Origin of the sequence: Pseudonocardia sp. D17 (genome assembly GCF_036984265.1) — a bacterium.
Taxonomy (GTDB): Bacteria; Actinomycetota; Actinomycetes; order Mycobacteriales; family Pseudonocardiaceae; genus Pseudonocardia; species Pseudonocardia benzenivorans.
Genome location: NZ_BPRG01000115.1, coordinates 27,472 through 36,442, shown reverse-complemented (window position 1 = coordinate 36,442; position 8,971 = coordinate 27,472). Strand labels below are relative to the sequence as shown.

The window sequence follows — 8,971 nt, the reverse complement described above, 5'->3', positions numbered from 1 at the left end:
GTGCGCCCGAATCCTGGATCAACGATCCGACTCGGACACAAGGAGGGTGCACCAGTGAGCGACGTGCTGCTGGAGGCGACCGGGCTGAACAAGACCTTCGGCAACGGGGTGCGCGCCGTCGCCGACGTCTCGCTGACCGTGCACCGCGGCGAGACGCTCGGCGTCGTCGGCGAGTCGGGCTGTGGCAAGTCGACGACGGGGAAGATCCTGCTCGGGCTGCTCGCGCCGGACTCCGGCGACGTCACCTTCGACGGCGAGTCGATCCCGGCGATGAACCGCGCCCGGCTGCGCGCGCTGCGGGCGCGGCTGCAGGTGGTGCCGCAGAACCCGCAGACGTCGCTCAACCCGCGGCTGACGGTGCGCTCGTCGATCGAGTTCAACCTGCGCGCGCACGGCGTCGCCCGGGCCGAGCGCGGGCCTCGGGTCCTCGCGCTGCTCGACCGGGTCGGCCTGACGGCGGCACAGAGCGAGCGCTTCCCCCACGAGCTCTCCGGCGGGCAGCTGCAGCGGGTCGCGATCGCCAGGGCGCTGTCGACGTCGCCGGACCTCGTGGTGTGCGACGAGGCCGTGTCCGCGCTGGACAAGAGCGTGCAGGCGCAGGTGCTCAACCTGCTGGCCGACCTGCAGCGCGAGACCGGCGTCGCGTTCCTGTTCATCTCCCACGACCTCGCCGTCGTCGAGCACATCTCCGACCGCGTCGCGGTGATGTACCTGGGCCGGGTCGTGGAGGTCGCGTCGGCGGAGCGGTTGTGGGAGGCCCCGCAGCACCCGTACACGACGGCACTGCTGTCGGCGACCCCCGGCCAGGGCCGCGAGCGCATCGTGCTGCACGGCGAGCTGCCCAGCCCGGCGAACCCGCCGTCGGGCTGCGGGTTCCGCACCCGCTGCCCGGTCGCCGAGGACGTCTGCGCCGACGACTGGCCCGCGCTCGTCCCGGTGACCCCGACGCACGCCGCCGCCTGCGTCCACGTCACGCCCCAGGCCGTCCCGGCCACCGCCGGCTGAGTCCGCCCGACCCCCCTCCGACGGCAGCGGCGCCGCCGGCCGACCACCCCTGCACCGCGTCCGCCCGCTGTCCCTGCCCCGAGAGGAACGCCCGTGTCGAGTCCCGATCCACGCCGCCGCAGACGGCGGCTGCTGTCCACCGCGGTCACCGCGCTCCTGTCGGCGCTGCTCCTGGTGCTGTCCGCATGCGGCGGCAGCGCCACGTCCGGGGGCGGCGCCGGGGGCAACACGCTGATCATCGGCATGACGGCCAGCGACATCCCCATCCTCGACACCGGCCTCGCGCAGGGGCAGGGCTACGAGGGGCTGCGGTTCGTCGCCAATCAGCTCTACGACGGCCTGACGAAGTTCGACCTCACCAAGGGCGACCAGATCCCGAAGATCGAGCCCGACCTCGCGGAGTCGTGGCAGCCCAACGCCGACCTGACGAGCTGGACGTTCAAGCTCCGGCCCGGGGTGACCTTCCACGACGGCACCCCGTGGAACGCCGACGCCGCGATCTTCAACCTCGAGCGCTACGCCGACAAGAGCAGCCCGAACTTCTACCAGGAGCTCAACGCGCAGGGCGGGCTCTCGATCGCGGGGATCAAGAGCTTCTCCAAGGTCGACGACATGACCATCACGATCAACACCAACGGCCCCTGGTCCTACCTGCCGGTCGACCTCGCGACGGTCTACTTCGGCAGCCCGACCGCGATCAAGGCCGAGGGCAACCAGGGCTTCGCGGAGAAGCCGGTCGGCACCGGGCCGTTCAAGTTCGAGTCGCTCGAGCGCGGCCAGCGCCTCGTCATGACGAAGAACGCGAGCTACTGGAACGGCGCGCCCAAGCTCGACAAGGTCATCCTCAGGCCGATCCCGGACCCGACGGCCCGCGTCGCCGCATTGCGCTCCGGTGAGGTCAACTGGATCGAGGTCCCGCCGCCGGACGACGTCCCGAGCCTGCAGAACCAGGGCTTCCAGGTGCTCACGAACTCCTACAACCACATCTGGCCCTGGGTCTACAACATGCGCAAGGCGCCGTTCGACAACCAGAAGGTCCGCGAGGCGCTGAACTGGGCGATCAACCGGCAGTCGCTGGTGGACAACATCCTCAAGGGCACCGCGGAACCCGCGCTGGGCTTCACCCCGAAGGCCGACGCGTCGTTCCGGCCGGAGAGCGAGGTCTACGGCTACGACCCGGCGAAGGCCAAGCAGCTGCTCGCCGAGGCCGGCTACCCGAACGGCTTCACGATGACGCTGTCCTACCCGACCAGCGGCTCCGGGAACATGGTGCCGACCCCGATGAACACCGCGCTGCAGGCCGACCTGGCCGCGGTCGGGGTCAAGGTCGAGCTCAAGCCGATCGAGTGGGCGGCGATGCTCAACGACTTCTTCGCCGGCAACATCCCCGACGACGCCAACGCCATGAACATCTCCCTGAGCTACCAGCAGGAGGGGTTCTGGACGAGCTGGTTCGGCTCGCAGTCGACCTCCAACGCCGGCAAGTACTCCAACCCGCAGGTCGACGCGCTGCTCGCCAAGGCGCGCACGATCCTCGACGACAAGCAGCGGTCCGACGTCTACGCGCAGGTCGCGCAGATCCTCGGACAGGACTCGCCGTGGCTGGTCGTGGTGAACGACAAGAACCCGCGCGTCCTGTCGGCGAACGTCAAGGGCTTCGTGCAGCCGCAGTCCTGGTTCGCCGACCTCACGACGATCTCGATCGGCGACTCGGGCTGATCCCGGCCGCCGTCGTGAGTGGCGATGGTCGCCATGGCGACCATCGCCACTCACGGGCCCGTTCCGCACTCCACCGCATTGAACTGCACTGCACCGCACTCCGACGCTGGAGGTTCCTCATGGCCATGCCGCGCAACAGGATCCGCGGCTTCGTCCGCCGCCCCACACCCGAGCAGGTCGCCGAGCTCGGTGCCGCCGAGTTCATGCACCTCACCCCGCGGGAGGCCGAGCAGTACGCCGACGTCCTCGACGGGATCCTCGCCGGGATGGACCGGCTCGACGAGCTGCACGCACCGATGCCGCCGCTGGTCCACACCGACCGCGACCCGGGTGCACCGCCCAGCCACGACGACGACCCGTTCCACGCCTTCGTCCGGCGGTGCCGGGTCACTGGTGCGGCCGGGGGTCCGCTGGCGGGTCTGACCGTCGGGGTGAAGGACAACCTGGCCGTCGCGGGGATCCCGATCAGCAACGCGTCCCGCACCCTGAGCTACACCCCGACGACCGACGCGGTCGTCGTGTCGCGGCTGCTCGACGCGGGCGCGAGCATCACCGGCAAGACCAACCTCGACGACTTCTCGACGTCGGGCACCGGCGAGTCGAGCTGGCTCGGGCCGGCGCGCAACGCCGTCGACCCGTCGCGGTCGGCCGGCGGGTCGTCGGGCGGGTCCGGATCGGCCGTGCGGTCGGGTGCGGTGGACCTCGCGATCGGTGTCGACGAGGGCGGCTCGGCGCGGATTCCCGCGTCGTTCAACGGGGTCGTCTCGATCAAGGGCACGCAGGGCCTGGTGCCCTCGCACGGCCTGACCTACATGGACCACACCATCGACTCGGTGTGTCCGATCGCCTCCACGGTCGGGCTGACCGCCCGGATGCTCGACGTGATGAGCGGGCACTCCGACCGCGACCCGCAATGGGTCCGCGGCCGGCCCGCGCCGACGACCGCCGCCGCGGTGCTCGGCGACGGCGTCGCGGGGATGACGATCGGCGTCGTCGCGCAGGGCTGCGGCGAGGACCTCTGCGAGCCCGGAGTGCTGGCCGGGTTCCGGGACTCCTGCGCCGCGCTGGAGGCCGCGGGCGCGACCGTCGTGCCCGTGTCGGTCCCGCTGTGGTCCGACGGCTGGGCGATCGCGACGGCCCTGCTCGTCCACCTCGGCTGGATGGGCGTGCAGTCCGACGGGGCCGGCTACTCCCACCTGGGCGAGGTCGACGTCGAGCGGACGCACGCGTTCGCGATGGTGCGCAGGCTCGAGGCGGACGCGTTCCCGCCGTTCTTCAAGGTGTGGCTGCTGGCGGGCCGCTACCTGCACGACACCTACTTCTCGACGTACTTCGCCAAGGCCGCCAACCTGCGCCGGGCACTGACGGCGGAGATCGACCTCGCCCTGCAGTCCTGCGACCTGCTCGTCACACCGACGACGCCGCAGGTCGCGCCGGTGCTGCTCGACCGGCCGGCCGAGGACCCGGAGCTGCTCGCCCGCGGGACGACGATGGTCGCCAACACGTGCGTCACCAACCTCTCGGGACATCCGTCGCTGGCCGTGCCCAGCGGGGTCGACCCGGCGACGGGGATGCCGACGTCGATCCAGATCGTCGCGCCGCACTGGGAGGACGCACGCACGTTCCGTGCCGGCGCCGTCGTCGAGGCGGCCGTCGGCGTGATGCCCGGAACCGGCGCCCCGGCGGCGGTCGCCCAGGCATGACAGGTCCTGCGGTGCGCCTGTCGACCCTCGTCCCGGGACCGGCGACCCCGGCTCCCGGGGCGGGGGGTGGGCGGCGCTCCTTCCACGGGCTCGTCGCCGTCGCCGGGGTCGGCTTCGGGCTCACCGCGCCGTTCACGGCGCTGCTGGTCGTCGGGCTGGGCGCGCACCCGGAGTGGGCGGCCTACGTCGTCGCGTCGATGGGGCTCTCGCTGCTGCTCGTCGACGCGTTCGGCACGCGGTTCGTCCCGCGGCTCGACTCACGGATCGCGCTCGCCGTGTCGATGCTGGTGTTCGGCATCGGGTCGCTGCTCTCGGCGGTGACGACCGACTGGGTCGTCGTCGGGCTCGCCCGGGTGCTGCAGGGCTTCGGCGGCGCGCTGTTCATGGGCGGCGGCGTGCAGGCCGCGGTCCGGCTGGCCCGGGCACACGAGCGCGGCGGTGCCATCGGCTCGTTCAACGCCGCCTGGTTCGCCGGGATCGCGACGGGCCCGCTCGGGGGCGGGCTCGTCGTGGCGCTGCGGCCGGGCGTCGACGGGCTGCGCCTGCTGTTCGGGGTGTGCGCCGTGGTCAACCTGCTCGGCGCCGCCGCGGCCTGGGTGTTCGCGCCGCGGCTGCGGTCGGACGCCCGCCCGCGGCTGGGCCTGCCCCGCGGGCTGGGGGTCCGCGGGGCCCGGGCGTGGTCGGCGCTCGTGCTCTCCGGGACCGGCCAGGCGCTGCGCTCCGGGCTGGCGATGACGATCATCCCGCTGCTCGGCGAGCAGCTCGGGATGGCGTGGGTGCCGCTCGGCGTGGCCCTGTTCGCGCTCGCGCTCACCGACGTCGCCGTCATGCACTTCGGTGCCCGGTTCACCGATCGCCGCGGCCGGTTCGCGCCGCTCGCCCTCGCGCTGGCCTGGGGGGTGCTCGCGACGGTCGTGCTGACCCTCGTCGCCGGGCCCACCGGGTTCACCCTGGGCGCGCTCGCGGCGGGCGTGACCGTCGGCGCGACGTGGGTGATCCCCGCGGCGATGACCGTCGATCTCGCGCCCGACCCGGAGGCGGGGCTCGCCGCGTACCGGATCGCGAGCGACGTCGGCATGCTCGCCGGCGGCCTGCTCGCGGGCATCGGCATCGCCGTCGGCGGCCTGCACGGTGCCCTGTGGGGCACCGCCGGGCTCCTCGCACTCGCCCTCGTCCTGCTGCTCCCGGTCGGCGAGACCCGCCGGCCGGTCCAGTCCCCGTCCGCCACCGCACCGACCGGAACCGTCCCGCCCGACACACCGTCACCGGAGGATCGCATGCCCCTGCCCGACATCGACGGGTTCGCCGTGATCGCGGCCGCCCAGGACATCACCCTCGTGCCGGACCGGCTCGCGCAGGCCCACGCGACCCACACCGCCTACCACCCGGACCTGCAGCGGCTGCGGGCGCTCCCGCTGCCCTACACCGAACCGGTCACCGAGCCGGCGACGGCCACGGCGTGGATCGCGAACGGCGGCCGGTCGTGACCGGGACGCTGCCGGCGCCGGCCACCACCGATCTCGCCGACCTGACCGCGACGGAGCTGCTCGCCGCGTTCGCCGCCGGCACGGCGACACCCAGCCAGGCCGTCGAGGCCTGCCTCGCCCGCGTCGCGGCCACCGACGAGGTCCACAACGCGGTGCTGCTGCTGCTCGCCGACCGGGCGCGCGCCGCCGCCGCCGAGTCCGACGCCCGCTGGGCCGCCGGGACCGCGCGGCCGCTGGAGGGCGTGCCGTACGGGCTCAAGGACATCGTCGCGACCGCCGGGATCACCACGACGGGCGGCTCGTCGCTGTTCTCGGACTTCGTGCCGACCGAGGACGCGGCGCTCGCCGCGCGGCTGGCCGACGCGGGCGGTGTGCTGCTGGCCAAGCTCTCGACGTTCGAGTTCGCCTGCGGCGGCGCGGTCAACCGCACCTTCGGACCGACGCGAAACCCGTGGGACCCGCAGCGCACGACGGGCGGTTCGTCGTCGGGGTCGGGCGCGGCGCTCGCGCTCGGTCAGGTGCCGCTCGCGATCGGGACCGACACCGGCGGCTCCATCCGGATCCCGGCCGCGTTCTGCGGGCTCACCGGGATCAAGGCCACCCACGGCCGCGTCCCGCGCCACGGCGTCATGGGCCTGTCCTGGACGATGGACCACGCCGGGCCGATGGCGCGCAGCGTCGCCGACTGCGCGCTGATGCTCGACGTCATCGCCGGCCCCGACCCGCGCGACCCGACGACGCTGCCGCTCGAGGCGGAGCCGTTCACCGGCGCGCTCGGCCGCGACGTGACCGGGATGCGCGTCGCCCGGCCCCGCGGGTTCCTCGAGGGCGGCATGCACCCCGCCGTCGCCGCCGCCCACGAGGCCGCACTCGCCGAGCTCGCCGCGACCGGCGTCGAGATCGTCGACGTCGAGCTCCCGACGTTCGACCTCGCCGCCGTCGCGAGCTGGTGGATCATCTACGCGGAGATGCTCTCGCTGCACGAGGCGCACGCCGACCGCATCGAGGACCGCGACGAGATGGGCGCATCCCTGCTCGGCGCCGCCCCGTTCGTCAGCGCCGCCGACTACCTGCGCGCGCTGCGCCTGCGGCCGAGGTTCCAGCGCGAGCTCGCGGACGCGATGGCCGGCTGCGACGCGCTCGTCACCCCGGCGATGACGTCGCTGCCGCCGCTGATCGCCCCGCAGATGGTGTCCGACCTCGGCGACCACGAGGTGCCGTGGCTCGAGGCCGCGTGCCGCACCTCCGTCCCGTTCAACCTCACCGGCAGCCCCGCCATGGTGCTGCCCTCCGGCCTGGTGGAGGGCATGCCGGTGAGCCTGCAGCTCGTCGGCAGGCCGCGCGACGAGGCGTCGCTGTTCGCGCTGGGCGCCGCCTACCAGGCCGCCACCGACCACCACCTGCGCCGGCCGCCGGTGCTCGCCCGATGACCAGGAGGGGACCCATGTACCTGTCGATCACCGACGCCGCCGCCGCGCTGCGGTCCGGCGAGACGACCTCGGTCGCGCTGACCGAGGCCGGCTACGCCGTCGCCGACGCCCACGACGAGGCGCTCGGCGTCTACCTCCGCCGGTTCGACGAGACGGCCCTGGCCGCCGCGGCGAAGGCCGACGAGGAGCTGGCGGCGGGCGTGGACAAGGGCCCGCTGCACGGGATCCCGTTGGGCATCAAGGACATCATCGCCACCGACGAGGGCGAGACGACCGCGCAGAGCCTCGTCCTCGACCGCGAGTGGGGCACGATGGGCGACGCGCCGGTCGTCGCCCGGCTGCGGGCCGCGGGGGCGGTGATCACCGGGAAGCTGACGACGATGGAGTACGCCATCGGCATCCCCGACGTCGAGAAGCCGTTCCCGGTGCCGCGCAACCCCTGGAACACCGACCACTACCCGGGCGGCTCCAGCTCGGGCACCGGCAACGGTGTCGCCGCGGGGATGTTCCTCGGCGGGCTGGGCACCGACACCGGCGGCAGCATCCGCTATCCCGCCACCAGCTGCGGCATCACCGGCCTCAAGCAGACCTTCGGGCGGGTGCCGAAGTTCGGCTGCGTCCCGCTGGGCTACAGCTACGACCACATCGGCCCGATGGCGCGCACCGCGGCCGACTGCGCCGCGATGCTCGCCGTGATCGCTGGCCACGACGCACGCGACGCCTGCTCGGTCGACCGGCCCGTCGACGACTACGTGTCCGGCCTCACCGGCTCGCTGGAGGGGATGCGCATCGGCGTCGACCCGCTGCTGGCCGCCTCGGAGCTGACCGTGCCCGAGCTGGAGGAGGTTCTCGCGGCGGCCACCGCCGAGCTGACCGCCGCGGGCGCGACCGTCGTGCCCGTCGAGCTGCCGCTCTACAAGGAGCTGACGACGGCGACGATGGTCGGGATGGCCGCGGAGTCCTACGCCTACCACCGCGGCGACCTGCAGAGCCGCTGGGCCGACTACGGGTCCGGCACCCGGATGGCCGTCTCGATCGGCGCACTGGTCTCGGGTGGGGACCACGTGCAGGCCCAGCGGGTCCGCCGGGCCGGGCAGAAGATGGTCGCCGAGCTGTTCGCCGACGTCGACCTGATCGTCACGCCCACGTCGGCGTGCGGGGCGCCGGAGATCGAGAAGCTGACGTTCGACGCGATCATCGGCGCCCTGCACACCCCGTACTGGAACGCGCTGGGCAACCCCGCTATGTCGGTCCCGATGGGCTACACCCGCGACGGGCTGCCGCTGGGTCTGCAGATCGTCGGCCGCCCGTTCGACGAGGCCGCCGTCCTCGCCGCCGGGCACGCGTACCAGCTGCGCACCGACTGGCACACCCACGTCCCTGCCATGGTCAGCGACCTGCTCGCCGCCTGACCCGATCGTCGACAGGAGAGAACAGATGAGCGCCGATCCCACGGTCGTCGTCCCCGCGCTGCTCACGGCCGCCGGCCTCGCGCCCTCCGCCGAGGAGGTCGCGGTGATGATCGCCGAGTACCCCGCCCGCGCACAGGCGATCGAGGCACTCTGGGCGGTCGAGGCGGCCCGCTACGAGGAGCCCTGCGTGGTCTTCCGCGCCGAGCCGTGACGGC

At 73.4% G+C, this 8,971-nt stretch carries 7 protein-coding genes; all 7 read left to right on the top strand.

The window, feature by feature from the left end:
- Positions 1-54 precede the first annotated feature (54 nt).
- Entirely contained in the window at positions 55-1,005 is a 951-nt protein-coding gene (locus tag PSD17_RS19250; RefSeq protein WP_013676706.1) for an ABC transporter ATP-binding protein, read from the top strand.
- Positions 1,006-1,098: 93 nt separating this feature from the next.
- Positions 1,099-2,724, top strand: coding sequence for an ABC transporter substrate-binding protein (locus tag PSD17_RS19245; RefSeq protein WP_103381923.1), 1,626 nt, complete (start codon positions 1,099-1,101; stop codon positions 2,722-2,724).
- 125 nt (positions 2,725-2,849) lie between these two features.
- Positions 2,850-4,427, top strand: coding sequence for an amidase family protein (locus PSD17_RS19240; RefSeq protein ID WP_234027970.1), 1,578 nt, complete (start codon positions 2,850-2,852; stop codon positions 4,425-4,427).
- 11 nt (positions 4,428-4,438) lie between these two features.
- Positions 4,439-5,914 carry an MFS transporter gene (locus tag PSD17_RS19235; RefSeq protein ID WP_339123953.1) on the top strand — a complete coding sequence of 492 codons (1,476 nt, stop codon included), beginning with the start codon at positions 4,439-4,441 and terminating at the stop codon, positions 5,912-5,914.
- Positions 5,911-7,344, top strand: a complete 1,434-nt coding sequence (locus PSD17_RS19230) for an amidase (RefSeq protein WP_339123951.1) — start codon at positions 5,911-5,913, stop codon at positions 7,342-7,344. Before PSD17_RS19235 ends, PSD17_RS19230 begins: the two co-directional genes overlap by 4 nt.
- 14 nt (positions 7,345-7,358) lie before the next feature.
- A complete protein-coding gene (locus PSD17_RS19225) occupies positions 7,359-8,756 on the top strand; it encodes an amidase (protein ID WP_013676702.1) in 1,398 nt (465 codons plus the stop codon).
- A gap of 25 nt (positions 8,757-8,781) precedes the next feature.
- Positions 8,782-8,967, top strand: a complete 186-nt coding sequence (locus PSD17_RS19220) for a hypothetical protein (protein WP_013676701.1) — start codon at positions 8,782-8,784, stop codon at positions 8,965-8,967.
- Positions 8,968-8,971 lie beyond the last annotated feature (4 nt).

Coding starts and splice junctions, on each gene's coding strand:
- PSD17_RS19240 (WP_234027970.1), top strand. CDS start 2,850: ATGCCGCGCAACAGGATCCGCGGCTTCGTCCGCCGCCCCACACCCGAG.
- PSD17_RS19225 (WP_013676702.1), top strand. CDS start 7,359: ATGTACCTGTCGATCACCGACGCCGCCGCCGCGCTGCGGTCCGGCGAG.
- PSD17_RS19220 (WP_013676701.1), top strand. CDS start 8,782: ATGAGCGCCGATCCCACGGTCGTCGTCCCCGCGCTGCTCACGGCCGCC.